The following is a 17,233-nucleotide window of genomic DNA, read 5'->3' as shown; positions in this document are numbered from 1 at the left end:
GTCAGAGCTGCGTTACTTTCGGCATATTATTGCAACCTGATTCGGAAGGCGTCGTTATGGCAGCTAAGAATAATCAGCCCTCGCTGGAAACGCTATTTGAACTCCCGGAAGATTATCTTCGTGGTCCGCAGCCTGAAGCGCTTCGACCTGGATTGATTGAAGCGGTCGATAGAAAGACCAAGCAGGATCGACTGCTCAAGTTCTGGCCGAAGACCGGAACCGCCGCCGATGAGGAGCTTCGCGACCTCTGGCGCCACGAGCGGCTCCAGGTTGATCGCATCATGAGCTACCCGGGCGCCGACGAAGTTTTCGCCGGCGTCGTTGCGATGATCGAGACGTCGGGCACGTTTTGTATCGTGCATGAACCGGGATCGATGCCTCTCGAAGGGAAGCTGAGGACAGCGCCGAAGCGGTTCTGGATGCGCAACCTTTCCGTTCCTGCAAACCGTGTCGTTCTCTGGCAGAACCTTGGTCGGCTGGCGAAGGCATTGGGCATCCTGCACTCGCACGGACTTCTGCATGGCAGGATCGATAGCTATGCCGTCTTTACTGAGGGGGCGCAGGAGGCGGATTCTGTCGGCGGCATCACCTCTTATATCACGCGCCTACGAAAGAAGGTTCTGACGGCTACTCTTCAGGCCAGCCTCGAAGGACGAAATTACTGCCCTCGATCTTAAGCACTTGCCGCTGAAGCTTGCCGACCGCGGGGAGGTTGGCAAGAGCAAGGTTCAGATAGGGCGAACTTCTCGCGCTGTCCGAAGATGCACGCCTGGGCCGTACGGCTGCGGAACGCGTCGCTGAAGCAACGGAGCGTCGGGCCGACGCGCTCGAAACGTTCGTCGCGCTCTTCGCGAGTTGTATCGGTACCTCTTACGCTTTTTTGCCCGGGCCGCCTTGAGGGCGAGCAACTGACCGTGAACTATTTGCGGAGTGAGCGAGGCGACCCGTTCAAGTGCGACTCTTCCCCGGATGGGGATGACGATGACGGCAAGCAGGGCTGACGCGCATGTCCGTACTTAGCCAAATGTTTATGACCTATGTCAGCGAAGGCGGTTTCACGCTGACCACGTTCGATCCGGCAACGCTTTCTAATGCCACGCTGTCGAGCGGCAACCGCGGCGCTACCCGCAGCAACACCAACACTGGCGGCGCGGCGTCAACTTCCTACAAAAGTGCCGGAAAGTACTATTGGGAAAACGTAGTCGGCGCTTCGCACGGCGGTACCGACTTCGTCGGTATCATGGCCGTCTGCTATGGATACTTCCCGGCCATTAGGCAGTACTTTACCACGCGTAGGAACAGCTTGGCCTCTGGACAGCCGAAAGCCGACACTTTTCCATCATCGCGCAGCTGTGAAGGCTTGGGCTTGGGCGTCTCCCTACCGAACATCGGTCGTCAGGCTTATTCAAGAGAGGAAAGTGCCAGTCACAGAAAGGGGGAGCGTCGATCTAAATCACATAACAGAGGGGGCCGCGTTGACCTTCATCAAGCCCAGGTTGAAAGGGGATGAAAGAGCGGTATCTGATCACTACGGCACGCCTATCGCTCGCCGTATAGCGCTTCTTAGCCACGGTTCGCTTCATAGAGCATCTCTTCTGCTTTACTGGCAGGGCGCAACGGGAATGATCTGCAGAGTGTGCACGCCGTCGTCGGCGATCATCATCATCATCACCATGCCTATGCGGCTTTTGTCCATAGCAGGCCATCGCACCATACATGGTCAACGCCTCCCCATTCACAGGCCCCTGCAGGATCCGGGAAGAACCCACGTCCATTGAGATTGGCGCTCGTATTACAAAGCAGTGGGATGCCCGTAAGTTCTTCGTAGGCCACGAGGAGCTCGGCGATCTTGTGTTCAGAGGTTCTGGAGACAGTCTGCAATCGTGCAGATCCATCAAGATGTACAACAGCTGGCACTTTATCGAGCCATTCCGCGCGCGTCTGATGAACGAACAGCATGTAAGGATCCGGGGTTCCGGGGCTGAAGATATCCGGCGCACGATCCTCAATGCATATGGGCGCCACTGGCCGAAAGCATTCACGACGTTTGATCTGATTGAGATGATCCTTCATCCCCCCCGATGTCGCAGCCGCGAGGATGCTTCGTCCGCCCAATGCCCGGGGTCCGAGCTCAGCGCTACCGGCCAGAAAGACGACTGGCTTGTTACTCGCAAGGATCTTAGCAAGCTCGCGCATATTGCAAGATACGGCTTTCCATCCTGGTGGCACCTCGTTCCGCAGTAGTTGCGGACCACTGTGGACCGACCATTCGAGCGGCACGAAGCCCTTCCGCTCTGCCAATGCCGCGCAAGCCGCACCTATAGCCGCGCCGCTGTCATTCGGGAAAGGGGGCACCCAAACAGCATCGAAAAGCCCGGAAGACCGGATTGCGCTGTTCCACTTTATGTTAAGACCACAGCCGCCGGCTATGCATAGATTGTGTCGCCCTGGGAGCCGTGAATGACGCTGTACAGCAGCTGCCAGTTGCTCAACGAGGAGATGCTCGAGAAATGAGTGAAATGACGCAAGTATATCTTCGTCTCGCTTGCGATCCAATCGCGAGGCGCTGGCTTCAAAGAAGGCATGCATAGCCGGAAACCAATCCCCGCTCTCGATCTCCGCACGGTAGCCACGAGCACGCTGCGTCTCGCCGGCAAAGCATTCCTCGTAGAGCTCCCGAAACACACTCACGATTGCCTCATCGACATAACCCAGCGCGATGTAGGCCATTAGCTTGCCGGCGATACCTAAATCCCAGGGTTTGCGGTCCAGATCTTTGTAAGGCCCAAAGTGATCGCCAGCCACAGCATAGGCGTGACCTACAATTGGAAACAGACATTCAAGGAACCGAGCGCCCCGACGTTCAACGTAGTAGAGACGTGGAAGGGTGGAGCCGTCCCAAACGAGACAGAAAGCCGATTGCCCGGACTGAGCAAATGGGCTTGTGCAGTACGCGGAGGCCACATGGCCCGAGACGTGTGAATAACTTCTATAGGGAAATGCTCTGCGTTCGAGAATCAAGCCAGAGCCGTTGTACGGAGTGAGAAGCCCTTCCGCATGGGGTTCTACGTAGGGTCCCCATTTGAGAATGACAGATTCAGCACCACTGAACACTTGGCACTGGCCATCCCCTCCGCCATCGATCACGAACTGATCAACCTCACGCGGATCCAGTCCGTGCTCTGCCAAGACGGCGACGACATCATCAAGGTTGTCGATCGCTTGATATCGGAGATTATTGTCTCGCTTCTCCTGCTCCACACAAAAAGCCAGCCTTCCGTTCTCGATGAGAGCAGTCGCACCGTCATGCCTCAATTTGATGCCGCAGATGCGCATAGCGTCTCCATATCTAACGTCGAACATCTAGTTGCCGCCGCATCACGATGCAGAAACCGGGCCAACCGGTGGACTCACTTGACGTTCTCGATCCGGAATGTCGTTCCGCTAGCAGTTTGTCTGTTTGCATACGCGGTGCGTGTTCGTTCCGGTGCAACTGTATGCGCGACATTTGCACACCAGATCACTGGCACCCGACGGTCAGTGTGTTCCCCGCGTCACATTGAACGGCTCGAAATGGAATGGAAGGAAGCTCGAGGAAATGGCGTCGAAGCGTCATCGGGCTATTGCAGACACGGCTTCACTGATCATTCATATTTCGTCCGGTGTCTAACTTTTACGGCTCGGCCTCGACCCGATCGGTTGTGCATCTTGAAAGCTCCGCAAGAATGCGGATCCACGAACGAATCCCTTTTTGAAAAGTATAGAGATCGTACTTTTCGTTTGGGCTGTGGTGATGATTATCAGCTCGCGCGAAACCGATGGGCAGGGATTCCAGCCCTAGCCGTTGCCTAACAATGCTTACAATGGGAATTGAGCCGCCACTTCCTATCAGTACCGATTCGCAACCCCATTCCTGTCTCAGCGCGGCTCGCGCGCAGTCCAGATACGGGCTCCTTGGCCCGATAACAGATGCGGGGCTGCCTGTGAGCCCGGTAAACTGCACTTTGCAGTCGCGCGGCGTTCGAGCGCAAATGTGGCTGCGAAACTTCGATCGTATGCTTTCCGGATCTTGACCATCTACCAACCTGAAAGAGACCTTGGCCAGGGCACTGCACGGAATGATCGTCTTCAGGCCTACTCCGCAATACCCGCCTGCTATTCCATTGATTTCGCAGGAAGGACGGGTCCAGATCTGCTCCATTACCGAGTACGAAACGTCCCCAGCCGATTGGGAGAGGCCAGCAGCTGCCAGGAATTGCTCGGCGTCGAAATTAAGCTTCAGCAGCTCGTCTCTGACAGTACTGTCCAACTCCACCACGTTGTCGTAGAAGCCTTCAATCGCCACTTTCCCGTCCTGACCTCTCAGGCTGGCGATGAGTTCAGCGAGCACTTGGATCGGATTGCGTGCAGCATTCCCATAAGCACCCGAATGCAAGTCCCGGTTGGCGCACGTTACGCGAATCTCTTCCTCCAATAGGCCGCGAAACATAACGGTGATCGCGGGTACCGAGTCGTTCCACAAGGCCGTGTCGCAAAGTAACATGACATCGGCCAGCAATTCCTGTTCGAATTTGTCCAAGAATGCCTGCATGCTTGGACTGCCACTTTCTTCCTCTCCCTCGAAGAACATCGATACGCCGACTGGCAGACGTCCTGCCGTCGCCTTCCATGCACGGCACGCCTCAATGAAGGTCAGGAGCTGGCCTTTGTCGTCAGATGCGCCTCGGGCAACAATGTGGGTTTCTCCGTTGGGCTGCGCCCTAAGCGTCGGCTCGAACGGCTGAGACTCCCATTCATCCAGAGGCTCTGCAGGTTGAACATCGTAGTGACCGTAAAACAGGATGTGTGGACCGGCGGCTTGCTTGCTGTGTCCGACTACGACGGGGTTTCCAGTTGTAGCTCTGATGGACGCATCAAAGCCAATGCCAGATAGCTCATTAGCTAACCAGGAAGCTGCCTCGTGGCATTGCCGTGTATAATGCGCGTCGCACGAGATCGACGGGATTCGCAGCAATTGGAAGAGCCGATTAAGGCTGGCATCCACGTTGATGTCCGCATGCCGCAGGGCCTCTTCAACTGTCTGCTTGGGCATGCGATGGCGATCATCCCGGGATACTTTCGAAGACATGCCTCTTTGTCCTTTCCTCTACGGAAGCCGTTACTCGGATGGTCTGCCTGCCTCCGAGAGCAGTTCGTCCGGCAAAGAAGAAATATGCGCTGAATTCGCGCGCCGATGGCGATCTCTACATTTTCTTTGGCCGTTAGAGCAACCTGTCCGACATGGACTCAATGTCGCTGGTCGTGTTTGTAGGTCTGCGCACATAACGTCGAGCAGCGTGTCTGTTTCGTGACGCAGAGAATGCGTCGAGAGATATCGATATCGCAATCTCGATTAAGCCTCGGAAGATGTTTTTTGTTGAGTTGGCATGCGCTTTGCTGTTCGCACGGCTCATCACCTAACGTCGCAACCGACGTCGAAGGTTGTCGCAACTCAAGGGAGCGAACTTTTCGGCGACTACGCGAGCATCTTCTCTCGAAAGGGCGGTCGCGGAGCGAAGAGTGCCGTTGCGGTTAAAGCAGCGCGGAAGGCAGGGTCATCACATTATGAACTTCGTATCGAGGCTCGATATGCCGTTTGCCAGACCGTTCGGGCAACAAAGGCCGCTTGGGGTAGTGGGCGGGATGGGAAGCTTCGCAACTGCCAAATTTTTGGAATCTCTCGCTCGAAGACGCCGAGCGGAGAAAGATCAGGATCACATTCCGTATGTCGCCCTATCGCTTCCCGATATCTCTGATCGATCGCAAGCAATCTCAAAGGGGAGTGACGCGCCGCTGCAGCAAATATTGCAGCGGGCGCGCTGGTTAGAGCAAGCGGGATGTGGAGCGATAGCCATCCCCTGCAATACCGCGCACTTCTGGGTTGGCGAGATCAAGCAGGCGCTGTCGACCGTTTTGATTGACGTAACCGAAATCACAGCCAAGGTGATCTGTGGCATGAGGGATGCTGCAGCTCGCGACCTTCGGTTGATCCTGCTGGGGACGAACGCAACTATGCAGCACTCTCTATATCCGCAAACCGATGAGGAATGTTTCGGCGAACAATTCACACGCTGCCGTGCAGATCTTCAACGGGAAGCAATTCAGATCATCGCGGATGTCAAGTCTGGAAATACCGTAGAAGCACGACTAAAGCTGAAACAGCTTGTTCATCAGATTAGATCCTTCGCGCCTGACGCAATTATTCTTGGTTGCAGTGAATTGTCTGCCATTTCCGGCGGGCTGGTAGACGACGATGACATCGTTGATCCAATCAGCATTCTTGCCGACGCCTGCATTGCCTGGTGGGAGAACGAAAGCGAGCTCGTAACGCCGGCGCGTAACGGAGGAGAATGATGAGCCGGGTAATACTCGCGAACACCGGTTCCGCCGCAATGGCGCCCTCGGCTCACGCGCTCTCGGACGAACTCCTGCGAACAAATGCAGCCGCCGCCAAGAGGCTACTCTGGCTTGCCAACGGCAACGATATACTTATTACCCCAACTCCGGTCACGAAGGAGTTCTTGAACTACGTCAATTCCCTGACAGGTAGAAGCAACATCACGTTACTGTCGACCTCATCGACGCCAACGATGCGTCCCTTGCCAATCTCTGAAAAGGACATCGCGCCCGGCAGTGCCTTTTCTAGCACGCTACGTCTGATGGCTTCGGGTACTCAACTATCATGTCTGGAGCCGTATATCGCCGACGAGGTATCAATTTCCATCGCGAGAGCTTTGGGGCATCTTCCTGTAAGGTTTTCAGACGAGAACGTCAGAGTAAGCCCTGTCGCAACTCGACTACTTAATGATAAGGAGAAGTTCCGCCAGTTCGCCCCCGATCTTGGCGTGCCTATCGCTAATGGCCGCAATTGTGCGAGCACACAACAATTAGTCGACACCGTATGTAAAGTCCTGTCGGATTGCGAGAGTGCCATACTGAAGATGGCGCGTCATGCAGGTGGGGACGGTAATATCGTCGTTTCGACAAGCGCGGCGCGCTCGTCCCAAGGCGCGACGCGGTCGGTGGCAGCAGCAAAAATTGACGTCGCTACTTTGCGCGAGACCGTTCATGAACTTGGGTTGTCTCCGACAGTCGAAGAGCCCGTGATTGTTGAGGAGTATAGCGAAAATGAGTCGTCGATGGGCGTCCATTTTGACGTCAGAAGAGATAGTGTTGACCTTGTGGGCGTAGCGTCGATCCTCTTCAATCCAGGATATGGTGGGGCATACTGGAGTAGCGCTCTGCTCGATCAATTGCCGGGCGATGTTCTGTCCTGGTGCAAAAGTCTTGGCAACTATGCTCAAGAGATCGGGTATTTCGGGCCGCTTAGCGTCGACATCGTTAGAGCCAAGGAGATTGGGTTCTTTGCATGTGAAGTGAATGGGCGCCACGGAGGCTTCTCTTCCATCAGGGCCGTATCAAAGGCGCTTGGATTGGAGTTCGATATCAAAAATGGATCACGTGTTGCTCTCTCCCGAAACTGCATCTCCATCGCGCTTCGATTTCCCGATCTCATTGATCTGCTGCAGCGAAGGCAGCTTCACTATAGGCCGGCTGACAGACGGGGCGCCATTGTGATGGTGGAGGGCCATCAAGATGCCGGCCCCTATGACTTTGTAATTTTCGGAGGAGATCTGGAAGAGCTTCAGGCTATTGAGCGTGAGTTGGCTCAACTGTCGCATACGAGAAACTGACCACGACGGCGGCATCACTGAGGATAGGGCGGTTATGGGTAATCGATGCGAAACGTTGGACAAAGAATTAGGGGATTTACTGCGCTTGGAGGAGCAACGCCAATTAAGCCAGCTGAGCTTAGTGGCTTCTGAAAACTATTCCTCTCCTAGAGTCAGGGAGTTTGAAGGCAGCATATTTGCCGACAAGAATGCGGAGGGTTACCCGGGAAGCCGTTGTGTATCAGGCTGCGAGTATGCCGACAAATTGGAACGCCTGGCAATAGAGAGAGCAAAATCCTTATTCGGATGCGAACATGCGAATGTGCAAGCGATGAGTGCCACCATCGCAAATTTCGCAGTAATGAACGGGCTTTTTCAGCCTCAAGACAGGCTGATGGCAATGCGTCTTCAAGATGGCGGTCATCTAAGCCACGGTGCCTCATTTCATGCGAGCGGGCAAAACTTTCGGTGGTGTTTCTACGGAGTGTCAAAGAGCGACGAGCAACTTAATTATGATGAGGTGCGTTCGATAGCACTCGAGAACCGACCCGTAGCAATCATCTGTGGCGGTTCGTCATATCCACGCTTGATTGAGTATGAGAAGATGCATGAGATCGCACGTGAGATTGACGCGCTTCTCTGGGTGGATCTGGCTCATACCGCAGGCCTCGTTGCTGGCCGTGCCGTTCCGTCTCCTTTCCCTCACGCCGACATTGTAACAACTTCCACTCACAAGACACTCCGAGGTCCCAGGGGCGGCGGGCTTATCTTATGCAAAAGCAGTTTGGGGAAGGCGATTGATCGGGCCATATTTCCCGGATTGCAAGGGGCGCCGAAAATGGATCTGATTGCAGCAAGAGCAGCTTTGTTTGCTGAAGTGCAAACGCCTTGCTTTCAGAGATATGCCAGGAAGGTGCTGAAAAACGCGAAGGCGCTTGAGAATGGCTTGCTTGAGGCGGGCGCTACACTCGTTTCCGGAGGCACTTCGTCGCACTTGCTGCTTCTTAATTTGATGAGCTCAGATATAAGTGGTCGTCAACTTGAGGGCGCCTTGTCAGGGGCACAGGTCATCGCCAATAGGAATCCAATTCCGTTCGACAAGCGTCCGCCATCAGAGGCCGGTGGACTGAGAATCGGTAGCGCCGCTCTCACGACGAGAGGGTTTGACACAGCGCAATTCGTTCAGCTTGGAAAGTTGATCGGAGATGTGGTCACATCGACCGACAAGCGTCGCGGCATTGTTAGCTTGAGCGCGTTTGTCAGGGACAACACAGAGGGGCTGCCATTGTTCAATGAGAAGTGGCTGACGTAGAAGGATTCAGTTCAGGTTGACGTTTCTAGTTCGTGCGATCCGCGAGAATGAAGTTGAACGTGAACACGCTCATAATCACTCGCGCATCACTCGTCCTGCCAGACAGGCCGAAGATCCGACTAGGATAAGTCCGGTACCAAGCCACATCATGGGTGTGGGAGTGGTACCAAAGCACACCAGATCAACCAGTAAACTTGCTGGCAGACGGACAAAGTCGAGGGGAGCGGCGCGTGCGAGGCGGACGAGAGCGTAGCCTCGTCCCAGCGCGATCTGTGACAGCGCGGCCAGCACCGCGATAAGCAACAATAACGGCCAATCAGCGGGCGCCGGCCAAACCCACACAGGGATTGCAAAAGGCAGGCCGATCGCGGAGCTCCAAAGCATAAAGCACAGGGCCGTCCGTTCCGGAGCATCGATGCTTGCTATGCGCCGTATCATCATAACAGCGAGACTGTCGAGCGCTGCGCCAATTAAGCCAATGACAATCCAGCCGTCTGCGCTGCTGATGGTGGGTTGAACTATGACAAGCATGCCGAAGAAGCCGATAATCAGTCCGAAGGCCGGCGCGATGTTCTGTCGTTCCTTCAGTACTAACGCCGACAATAGTAAGGACCAGATGGGTGAGGTGTACAATATTGACGCAGCTACCGTTAAGGGGAGCTTCGATGCACAAACGACGAATGCCAGAAATCCCGTATAACCGAAGACGGATCTGAAAAACTGCTCCTTCGAGAACAGGAGGCGAAAGTCGCAGCGGTCATGCTTAGGAAGAATAAAGAAGAGTATTGGGATAGCCAGCATGCTGCGCAGAACAGTCACCTGCAAAGGAGAAATTGTCTGTGTTACAACCTTGATGGCCGAAGACATAGTAACGAAGATCAGGCCGGCGAAAACAATATGAGCCATGCCGCTTAGTTCGGCATCGCGCTTTATCGACACTCTCCTTAGGGATCTGGAAGGTGAAGGCATGATGGTCTTACGCCTCAAATCGTATGCATAGACAGCAATGCGTCGGCCGCGATCGCTCATAGAAAGGATGGGCGTAGGATGAGATTGTCCGAACACATGTCATGCGGTCACCGGCGGTCAATTTATATACGTCAAACGGCGCGACTCGCGCTTTGGGCCGGTCACGCAAAAAGCGGATGCGGGACGATATCGGTATGCCGTCCGTCATCGAGGCGCGAGCCCGTGCATGGCAGCAAGCAGCAACATGCGAGCGGTACATGCCAAGGATCAGGCGTGAGTCGGATCCGCAAAGGTGCGCCTGCCGTTTTCAGGGATAGCGGAGCCGAAACGATCATGCGTGAAAGGTGGCTGGAACTATCAACCCCATTTGAACTCCGCTCTGGCTTCTATCTTGCCAGGTGCCCCCCATCTCAATCAACCACTAGACATGCTAGTTGACGATGGCGCTGCGGCGCAGTGCGAGCTCTGATGGCTCGGATCTTGCGGAGACTAGAAGTGCTTGCCTCAATGACTTATACCGAAGCAGACGGTGATCGTTTCAAAAGATATCCGTGCTTTCTCCCGACCAGAAGGGGCGAAGTCGAGGGATCGTTTTCCTCAACTATCCTCAAGCGTTTCATCCTCGCTGTCAGTTTGAAGGATGGTTTGCGATAGGAGCACGGCGGCTCTTTGGAGTGGAGGAATGAACCGGTCAAGCTCTGCGAAGCTGACTCGCGCCGCGGGCACCGAGACGCCAAGACAGGCTATCAGCTCCCGGTCCGGTGAAACGATAGGGACCGCGCAGCCGACCACGCCTTTCACGTATTCCTCATTGGTCTTGGCCCACTCATGATGGCGCGTCTCCTCGAGAACCTTCAGAAGCGTCTCGCAATCCACGATGGTATTGTCAGTGTACTTGGTCAGAGCGAGTGAGCGGCATAACTTTTCACGCGGCCTCTTGGGTAGCCGGCTCATGTAGATCTTTCCGGTTGAGGTGCAGTGAAGTGGAGCCGCCTCGCCGGGATTGAATTGAAGCCCCTGTGGTTGGGACACGCGTACGCTGTCAACGTAAGTGACGAGATTGTCGCGCACGACGCCGATCTCGCACTGTTCGCCGATCTCGCCGGCAACCGCGCGCAGCACCGCATGGCGCCGCGCCGTGCGAAAAGCCGCGCCGATGACTCTGGCGGACAGCATCACCAACTGATTGCCTACCACGTAGCGCTTCGATCCAAGCGCTTTCTGAAGAAGGCCGCGTTCTTCCAGATTTCCGACAAGTCGATGCGCCGTCGGAACGGGTAACGAAAGGGCGCTCGCGATCTCAACGACCGAGACGGCCTTTGTCTGATGAGCGACATGGCCAACTATCGCGAACGCTCGGTCGAGGGGCCCGGCAGTCTTTTTTTGGTCAGCCATCGCAATCTCCCAGCCGAAGTAAATTATCATTTTTCGAAACTGTTACTACTGAAATATGAAAAATAACCTGGATCGAACTCGGGTTTGCTCATATCGTTGGCGTCGTCGGTCGTTGATCGGTTTTTGTGCGCTGCACAGGCTCGGTATGGCGATCAAGCCCAGGAAATTTGGCGGTACGGGCGACGCTTTTGAAAGGGGAGTGGGAATGTCTCGTCACTACGACGTGGAAGCTGTGCGCAAGGAGTTCCCTGCAGCCGAAAGGATGGTCTACCTCGACTCCGGTTTTCAGGCGCCGCTCGCCCGTCCCGTAGTGGCCGCCATCGAAACCTTTCTTCGTGAAGGCTTGGAGAGCGCCGGGCCGAAAAGCGTGTGGCTTGATCGGGTTGAGCAAACGCGTGCCAAAGTAGCCCGTTTCCTTGGGGTGTCGGCCGACGAAATTGCCTTCACCAAGAACACATCGGAAAGCATGAACATCGCGGCGAACGCGTTGCCTCTGCGAGCCGGTGATAGCGTTTTGATGATCCATGGCGATCATCCAAACAACACCTATGCTTTCCTCAATTTGAAGAAGAAGGGTGTCCGGATCGACTTCCTTCCCATGACGGATGTCGTAAACGCCGAGACTTTTCTTCCCTACATCGACGGCACGACTCGCGCGATTTCGCTGTCGCACGTGACCTTCCACGCAGGCCATCGCTTCGATATCGAGAGTATCGGCGCTCTTTGCGCGGATAAGAAGCTCTACTTCGTCGTCGACGTCATGCAGGCAATCGGGGTCGTTCCGATCGATGTGAGGGCCATCCAGGCAACCTTCGTGGGCTGCGGAAGTCACAAGGGATTGCTCGTCCCTCAAGGTCTCGGATTGCTCTATTGGGACCAGACTCTGAAGGAGCTGGAGCCCGCCTATCTTGCCGCTGCCAGTTTGGCGGAAATTCCTGACGATCTTATCGCTCGTCCCGATCGCTTGGCGTCGTCTCCTACCGCGCGACGCTTCGAGTTAGGCAACTTCAACCTTCCTGCAATTCATGCGCTCGGGGCCTCGCTCGACATGATCGAGCAGATCGGCGTGAAGAACATTCAGAACCATTGCTTCGATTTAGGTGATCATCTGCTTGCCCAGCTGGACGATCTCGGCGTCAGTCTCATCGGTCCGCGTCAGCGGCAACATCGATCGCCTCACATCTACGTCGTCGGTCTTCCTGCGACAGAATGGCTGAGCTACTTCGAAGAGCATGGCGTGCGTGTTTCCCCAGAGCGTGACGGCATCCGTATATCGTTCGGCATGTTCAACACGATCGACGATGTGGATCGCTTAGTGCATCTTATTCGCGGACGGCTGTCAAAAAAGTCATTCAAGGCTGCGTAGGACCGGCATGGGAGCAGTTCGAGGAAAAAGCGCTCGAAGCGGACGGCCTGATCGAGTCAAAGCGCGAAGATCATGGCCTTCCGCTTGCCGATACGCTGACGGAGAGGGTCATGCATTCAGCTGACGCGGTCGATTAGTACCGGCACAACGCGCACGATGAGCGACCATGCCGAGCGTGGTCGTCGTGCACAGCCGCAATCGTGAGGTTTGCGATGTTCACAGTTCTCCTTGAAAAGACCGTGGATGGCCAGCGTTACATCGACTGGCTTGTTTCGGGTCTCGGTTGGACGTTGGCGCTTGCCTTCTTCGGCTGGTGGATTGCAATCGCAATCGGAGTCGTCGTCGGCATAGGTCGAACTGTGCAGAATCCCTTCTTTCGGGCCCTAGCTCGATTGTACGTTGAGATCTTCCGAAACATCCCCGTTCTCGTGCAGATGTTTCTCTGGTACTTCGTCCTGCCCGAGCTTCTTCCAACGACCATGGGCGACTGGATAAAGCAGATACCTCCGCCGTGGGGAACTTTCTTTCCGGCGCTGTGGTGCCTGGGCCTCTACACCGCCGCGCGCATCGCAGAGCAGGTTCGCGCAGGCATCGAAGCCTTGCCCAGGGGGCAGGACGAAGCCGCTGCCGCACTCGGCCTGAGCGGTTATCTAACGTATCGCCATATCATCTTGCCGCAGGCACTTCGCCTGATCGTGCCAAGCCTGACAAGCGAGGTGATGGGCATCTACAAGAACACATCCGTCGCTCTAACCATCGGTTTGATGGAACTGACCGCCCAGGCGCGCCAAATCAGCGATGCGACGTTCCAAACCTTCGCGGCATTCGGTGCCGCCACGCTCATCTATCTCGCTTTGGCTTTGATCGCCTACCAGACGATGATGCTTATCGACAAAGCCGTGCGCATACCCGGTACCGCACCCGGTAGGGAGGCCGGCGGGTCAGATTTCGACGATGTGAAGCTGGAAAGCTCCCTCCCTAACGGTATGGAGGTCGTGAAATGAACAGTCTCGATTTCTCGATTGTCGTACAGGCATGGCCCTATCTTTGGTCAGGATTGCTGTTCTCGCTTTCCTTGACGGCAGCCGCCTTCTTGGTTGGGATGCTTCTTGGAACGCTCTTCGCCCTTGTGCAGCACTTTGAGCTCCGCATTCTGAGCCAGCTCGTCCGTAGCTATGTCGCGCTGATGCGATCGATTCCGCTCATTCTGGTCCTGTTTTGGTTCTTCTTCTTGGTGCCCCTCGTTCTGGGGCACCTGTCAGGCAACGGTCGCCCGGTTCCAGTCGGTGCCACCTATACAGCGTTCATCACCTTCGGCCTGTTTGAAGCCGCCTACTATTCGGAAATCATCCGCGTCGGATTGCGCGCCGTGAACAAAGGACAATTCGAGGCGTGCCAGGCTCTCGCCCTGTCGAGGTTCGATACGTATCGTCATGTCGTCCTTCCGCAGGTGTTTCGGGTCGCAAGCCCCATCATACTGAGCCAGACCATTATCCTGTTTCAGGATACGTCCCTTGTTTACGTTCTATCGCTCACTGATCTTCTTGGTGCGGCTTCGAAGCTTGCACAGCTCAATGGTCGTCTCGTCGAGATGTACCTCGCAGTGGCGGTTGTTTATCTCATCATAGGCTGCGCCGCGTCCCAATTCGTCGCCTCGCTCCGAAAGAAGTACGCGATCGCGGGCGCACGCCGATAGCCAATTATAATCCGATAGCCCGTCATTCCCGCGGGCTACAACCTGGAGATCAGCATGCAGCAAGAGCGCACAGTTAGCCCAGCTGACCCGTTCCCGATGGTTGTCGTCGAGCACCTCGTCAAGCGGTTCGGTAGCTTCAATGCCCTGAGCGACGTCAACCTCAAAGTCGCAAAAGGAGAAAAGATCGTACTCTGCGGACCATCGGGTTCCGGCAAGTCGACTCTCATTCGCTGCATCAATCATATCGAAAAGCACGATTCCGGACGTATTGTCGTCGATGGGACCGAACTGACAGACCGGATTTGCGACGTCAACAACGTTCGCTCTGAAGTCGGCATGGTCTTTCAGAGCTTTAACCTGTTTCCGCATCTGTCGGTGCTCGAAAATTGCATGCTGGCTCCGATGAAGGTCAGGGGCCTTGCTGAGTCCGAGGCGCATCAGCGGTCGATGGCGCTGTTGAGGAAAGTCCGGATCCATGACCAAGCCAACAAATATCCCGCGCAATTGTCGGGCGGCCAGCAGCAACGTGTCGCGATAGCCCGTGCCCTGTGCATGCAGCCCAAGATCATGCTCTTCGACGAGCCGACCTCTGCCCTCGATCCGGAAATGGTGAAGGAGGTGCTCGAAACCATAGTTGAGCTCGCGCAGGATGGGATGACGATGGTCTGCGTCACGCACGAAATGGGTTTTGCGCGCGAAGTTGCGGATCGAGTGGTCTTCATGGATCGCGGCTCAATCGTGGAAGAGGGCGATCCGAGCACCTTCTTTCGCGCGCCGAATACGGAACGCGCGAAGGCTTTCCTCAATCAGATCATTCACTGAGATCGCGGCCCGCGCGGTCTTCCCTGAAATGCCACGACAGACATGAGAGCTTGATATGAACAGCGCATCGCCAACAGAGCGCATCGAAAGCGATTCACTTGGCCCGGTGACGATCCCGCTCAAAGCCTACTATGGTCCGCAGACCGCGCGCGGGATCGCAAATTTCCCGATCTCAGGTATTCCGATTAATCACTTTCCCATCTTCATAAAGGCGCTGGCATTCGTGAAGATGGCCGCAGCCAGGGCAAATGGGCGCCTCGGGGATCTTGAGAAAGATAAGGCCGATGTAATCTGCACGGTTTGCGGCGAAATAGCGCGAGGAGTGTTGTGGAGAGAATTTCCGCTGGACGTCTTCCAGGGAGGGGCGGGAACGTCGACCAACATGAACATGAACGAGGTGATTGCAAATCGCGCTCTCGAAATCATGGGGCTGCCGCGGGGGCGATACGACGTCGTCCACCCCAACAACGACGTCAACCTGTCGCAGTCCACGAATGACGTCTATCCCACTGCAATCCGGCTTGCGATATTGCTGTCCCATGGGCAACTCCAGGCTGCCCTTGAGCGTCTGGCGACTGCCTTTGAGGAGAAGGCAACCAGCTTCAGCGAGGTGATAAAGCTCGGCCGAACGCAATTGCAGGATGCCGTCCCCATGACTTTGGGACAGGAATTCCAAGCCTTTGCGACGACCCTTCGCGAGGACGTCGCTCGACTTGGAGAGATCGCCGCATTCTTCCAGGAGATCAATCTTGGAGGCACGGCGATCGGTACCGGCATCAACACCAACCCTGACTATCAGGCACTTGTCATCTCGGAGCTTTGCGAGATATCGGGTCTCCCGCTCGTTGCCGCCGGCAATCTGATAGAGGCATGTTGGGATACCGGAGCCTTCGTTTTGTTCTCCGGGATGCTCAAGCGCACCGCGACTAAGCTGTCGAAGATCTGCAACGACCTGAGGCTACTTTCTAGTGGCCCACGCGGAGGACTGAACGAAATCAATCTGCCGCCGCTTCAGCCCGGCTCGTCCATCATGCCCGGGAAGGTCAATCCGGTGGTTCCGGAAGTCGTCAATCAGGTCGCATTCCAAATCATCGGGTACGATCTAACGATCACGCTTGCTGCGGAAGCCGGGCAGCTCCAATTGAACGCCATGGAGCCGGTGATAGCGTACAATATTCTCCACTCTCTCGAACTGCTGATGAATGCGATCGAGATCCTACGCACGAAGTGCGTCGCCGGAATCACGCCAAACGTGCAAGTATGCCTTAGACACCTCGAGGCCAGCGCTGCGGTTGCGACAGCCCTCGCGCCGACGATTGGTTATGAGCGTGCGGCGGAGCTGGCGAAGAAGGTGCTCATCTCGGGCAAGACAATCCGCGAAGTACTTGACGAGGAGCCGGGTCTTGCCCCGGATTTGATTGCCCAGACCGCCGATCCGCATCGACTTACCAGGCCAACGCGGACGCGATTGGCATCATAGATCCCGATCGAGGCTCAAAGGCAAGTGCGAGACGACGATATATAGATCGTCGCTTCTCAAACATCTTTCAAAAGAGCAAAGCTGCAAGTCTGCTCGATCCATTAGAATTGATCGACCTCGGCTGCCCTTGACGACGCGCTCGTCAGACCCTTCTGCTCGGGAGTCGGAGGAAACGCTTAAGCGACCCGTCTACCGGCGGCGTGTTCCGCTAAGACATAGCCAAAATGAAAATTGGTGCCGGGCAATAAGGACCTCAAAGCATGCAAGCGGGGGCAGTTCGGTACGAGCCGGCCGCATGACACGTGTCGTCGTCTGGCCGGCAAGCTCGGCGATCAGCATATCTACGTCCTTGCTGACTTAGTCACCGCGCAGGCTGTGGCCGCTCTTTCTCCTGAGCCGTTCGACTTGGCGTTTGGGCGGAGATTGAGTTGCAAAACTCGACCGGTTGTCTCGCGTGTCGCGCGCCATGGAAAACTGCCCC

General features: G+C 55.7%; 14 protein-coding genes. 10 read left to right on the top strand and 4 right to left on the bottom strand.

Annotated elements, in window-relative coordinates; translation table 11 throughout:
- The first annotated feature begins 56 nt into the window (after positions 1 to 56).
- Together AKL29_RS19780 and AKL29_RS42050 are read left to right on the top strand one after the other, a co-directional pair.
- Entirely contained in the window at positions 57 to 677 is a 621-nt protein-coding gene (locus AKL29_RS19780) for a hypothetical protein (RefSeq protein WP_152977676.1), read from the top strand.
- Positions 678 to 1,006: 329 nt separating this feature from the next.
- Positions 1,007 to 1,510, top strand: a complete 504-nt coding sequence (locus AKL29_RS42050; protein ID WP_152977675.1) for a hypothetical protein — start codon at positions 1,007 to 1,009, stop codon at positions 1,508 to 1,510.
- 167 nt (positions 1,511 to 1,677) lie between these two features.
- Here AKL29_RS42050 and nodU read toward each other — a convergent pair whose 3' ends face one another.
- Both nodU and AKL29_RS19770 read right to left on the bottom strand, forming a co-directional pair.
- Positions 1,678 to 3,336: a nodulation protein NodU gene (gene nodU, locus AKL29_RS40810; protein ID WP_082190633.1), complete on the bottom strand. Its 1,659-nt coding sequence runs from the start codon at positions 3,334 to 3,336 to the stop codon at positions 1,678 to 1,680.
- Positions 3,337 to 3,673: 337 nt separating this feature from the next.
- Entirely contained in the window at positions 3,674 to 5,092 is a 1,419-nt protein-coding gene (locus tag AKL29_RS19770; protein WP_050385291.1) for a M20/M25/M40 family metallo-hydrolase, read from the bottom strand.
- Between the two features lie 512 nt (positions 5,093 to 5,604).
- On the opposite strand from AKL29_RS19770, the gene AKL29_RS19765 reads away from it, so the two are divergent.
- From AKL29_RS19765 to AKL29_RS19755, 3 genes are read left to right on the top strand one after another with little or no spacing between them, the layout of a single operon-like run.
- A complete protein-coding gene (locus tag AKL29_RS19765; RefSeq protein ID WP_050385290.1) occupies positions 5,605 to 6,393 on the top strand; it encodes an aspartate/glutamate racemase family protein in 789 nt (262 codons plus the stop codon).
- Entirely contained in the window at positions 6,393 to 7,733 is a 1,341-nt protein-coding gene (locus AKL29_RS19760; RefSeq protein WP_152977674.1) for a preATP grasp domain-containing protein, read from the top strand. Before AKL29_RS19765 ends, AKL29_RS19760 begins: the two co-directional genes overlap by 1 nt.
- Positions 7,734 to 7,767: 34 nt before the next feature.
- On the top strand, positions 7,768 to 9,024 hold the full coding sequence (locus AKL29_RS19755) for a serine hydroxymethyltransferase (protein ID WP_050385288.1): 1,257 nt from the start codon (positions 7,768 to 7,770) through the stop codon (positions 9,022 to 9,024).
- A 75-nt stretch (positions 9,025 to 9,099) separates the two neighbouring features.
- Here the strand turns inward: AKL29_RS19755 and AKL29_RS19750 are convergent, their stop codons facing one another.
- Positions 9,100 to 9,930, bottom strand: coding sequence for a DMT family transporter (locus AKL29_RS19750; RefSeq protein WP_050385287.1), 831 nt, complete (start codon positions 9,928 to 9,930; stop codon positions 9,100 to 9,102).
- A gap of 660 nt (positions 9,931 to 10,590) precedes the next feature.
- Positions 10,591 to 11,388, bottom strand: coding sequence for an IclR family transcriptional regulator (locus AKL29_RS19745; RefSeq protein ID WP_050385310.1), 798 nt, complete (start codon positions 11,386 to 11,388; stop codon positions 10,591 to 10,593).
- 205 nt (positions 11,389 to 11,593) lie between these two features.
- On the opposite strand from AKL29_RS19745, the gene AKL29_RS19740 reads away from it, so the two are divergent.
- The 5 genes from AKL29_RS19740 (at position 11,594) to AKL29_RS19720 (ending at position 16,752) form a co-directional block, all read left to right on the top strand.
- Positions 11,594 to 12,754, top strand: coding sequence for an aminotransferase class V-fold PLP-dependent enzyme (locus AKL29_RS19740; RefSeq protein ID WP_193395237.1), 1,161 nt, complete (start codon positions 11,594 to 11,596; stop codon positions 12,752 to 12,754).
- A gap of 212 nt (positions 12,755 to 12,966) precedes the next feature.
- Complete coding sequence (locus AKL29_RS19735) at positions 12,967 to 13,758, top strand: amino acid ABC transporter permease (RefSeq protein ID WP_050385285.1); 792 nt, start codon at positions 12,967 to 12,969, stop codon at positions 13,756 to 13,758.
- A complete protein-coding gene (locus AKL29_RS19730; protein WP_050385284.1) occupies positions 13,755 to 14,450 on the top strand; it encodes an amino acid ABC transporter permease in 696 nt (231 codons plus the stop codon). Before AKL29_RS19735 ends, AKL29_RS19730 begins: the two co-directional genes overlap by 4 nt.
- 54 nt (positions 14,451 to 14,504) lie before the next feature.
- Positions 14,505 to 15,272, top strand: coding sequence for an amino acid ABC transporter ATP-binding protein (locus tag AKL29_RS19725; RefSeq protein WP_050385283.1), 768 nt, complete (start codon positions 14,505 to 14,507; stop codon positions 15,270 to 15,272).
- Between the two features lie 55 nt (positions 15,273 to 15,327).
- Positions 15,328 to 16,752, top strand: a complete 1,425-nt coding sequence (locus tag AKL29_RS19720) for an aspartate ammonia-lyase (protein WP_050385282.1) — start codon at positions 15,328 to 15,330, stop codon at positions 16,750 to 16,752.
- The last annotated feature ends 481 nt before the right edge of the window (positions 16,753 to 17,233 follow it).

The organism is Bradyrhizobium pachyrhizi, assembly GCF_001189245.1.
GTDB lineage: Bacteria > Pseudomonadota > Alphaproteobacteria > Rhizobiales > Xanthobacteraceae > Bradyrhizobium > Bradyrhizobium pachyrhizi.
This window is presented reverse-complemented; position numbering and strand designations above follow the sequence as displayed.

What these genes read in the sequence shown, in the direction of transcription:
- AKL29_RS19780 (WP_152977676.1), top strand. Translation starts at nt 57, where the DNA reads ATGGCAGCTAAGAATAATCAGCCCTCGCTGGAAACGCTATTTGAACTC.
- AKL29_RS42050 (WP_152977675.1), top strand. Translation starts at nt 1,007, where the DNA reads ATGTCCGTACTTAGCCAAATGTTTATGACCTATGTCAGCGAAGGCGGT.
- nodU (WP_082190633.1), bottom strand. Translation starts at nt 3,336, where the DNA reads ATGCGCATCTGCGGCATCAAATTGAGGCATGACGGTGCGACTGCTCTC.
- AKL29_RS19770 (WP_050385291.1), bottom strand. Translation starts at nt 5,092, where the DNA reads ATGCCCAAGCAGACAGTTGAAGAGGCCCTGCGGCATGCGGACATCAAC.
- AKL29_RS19765 (WP_050385290.1), top strand. Translation starts at nt 5,605, where the DNA reads ATGAACTTCGTATCGAGGCTCGATATGCCGTTTGCCAGACCGTTCGGG.
- AKL29_RS19760 (WP_152977674.1), top strand. Translation starts at nt 6,393, where the DNA reads ATGAGCCGGGTAATACTCGCGAACACCGGTTCCGCCGCAATGGCGCCC.
- AKL29_RS19755 (WP_050385288.1), top strand. Translation starts at nt 7,768, where the DNA reads ATGGGTAATCGATGCGAAACGTTGGACAAAGAATTAGGGGATTTACTG.
- AKL29_RS19750 (WP_050385287.1), bottom strand. Translation starts at nt 9,930, where the DNA reads ATGGCTCATATTGTTTTCGCCGGCCTGATCTTCGTTACTATGTCTTCG.
- AKL29_RS19745 (WP_050385310.1), bottom strand. Translation starts at nt 11,388, where the DNA reads ATGGCTGACCAAAAAAAGACTGCCGGGCCCCTCGACCGAGCGTTCGCG.
- AKL29_RS19740 (WP_193395237.1), top strand. Translation starts at nt 11,594, where the DNA reads ATGTCTCGTCACTACGACGTGGAAGCTGTGCGCAAGGAGTTCCCTGCA.
- AKL29_RS19735 (WP_050385285.1), top strand. Translation starts at nt 12,967, where the DNA reads ATGTTCACAGTTCTCCTTGAAAAGACCGTGGATGGCCAGCGTTACATC.
- AKL29_RS19730 (WP_050385284.1), top strand. Translation starts at nt 13,755, where the DNA reads ATGAACAGTCTCGATTTCTCGATTGTCGTACAGGCATGGCCCTATCTT.
- AKL29_RS19725 (WP_050385283.1), top strand. Translation starts at nt 14,505, where the DNA reads ATGCAGCAAGAGCGCACAGTTAGCCCAGCTGACCCGTTCCCGATGGTT.
- AKL29_RS19720 (WP_050385282.1), top strand. Translation starts at nt 15,328, where the DNA reads ATGAACAGCGCATCGCCAACAGAGCGCATCGAAAGCGATTCACTTGGC.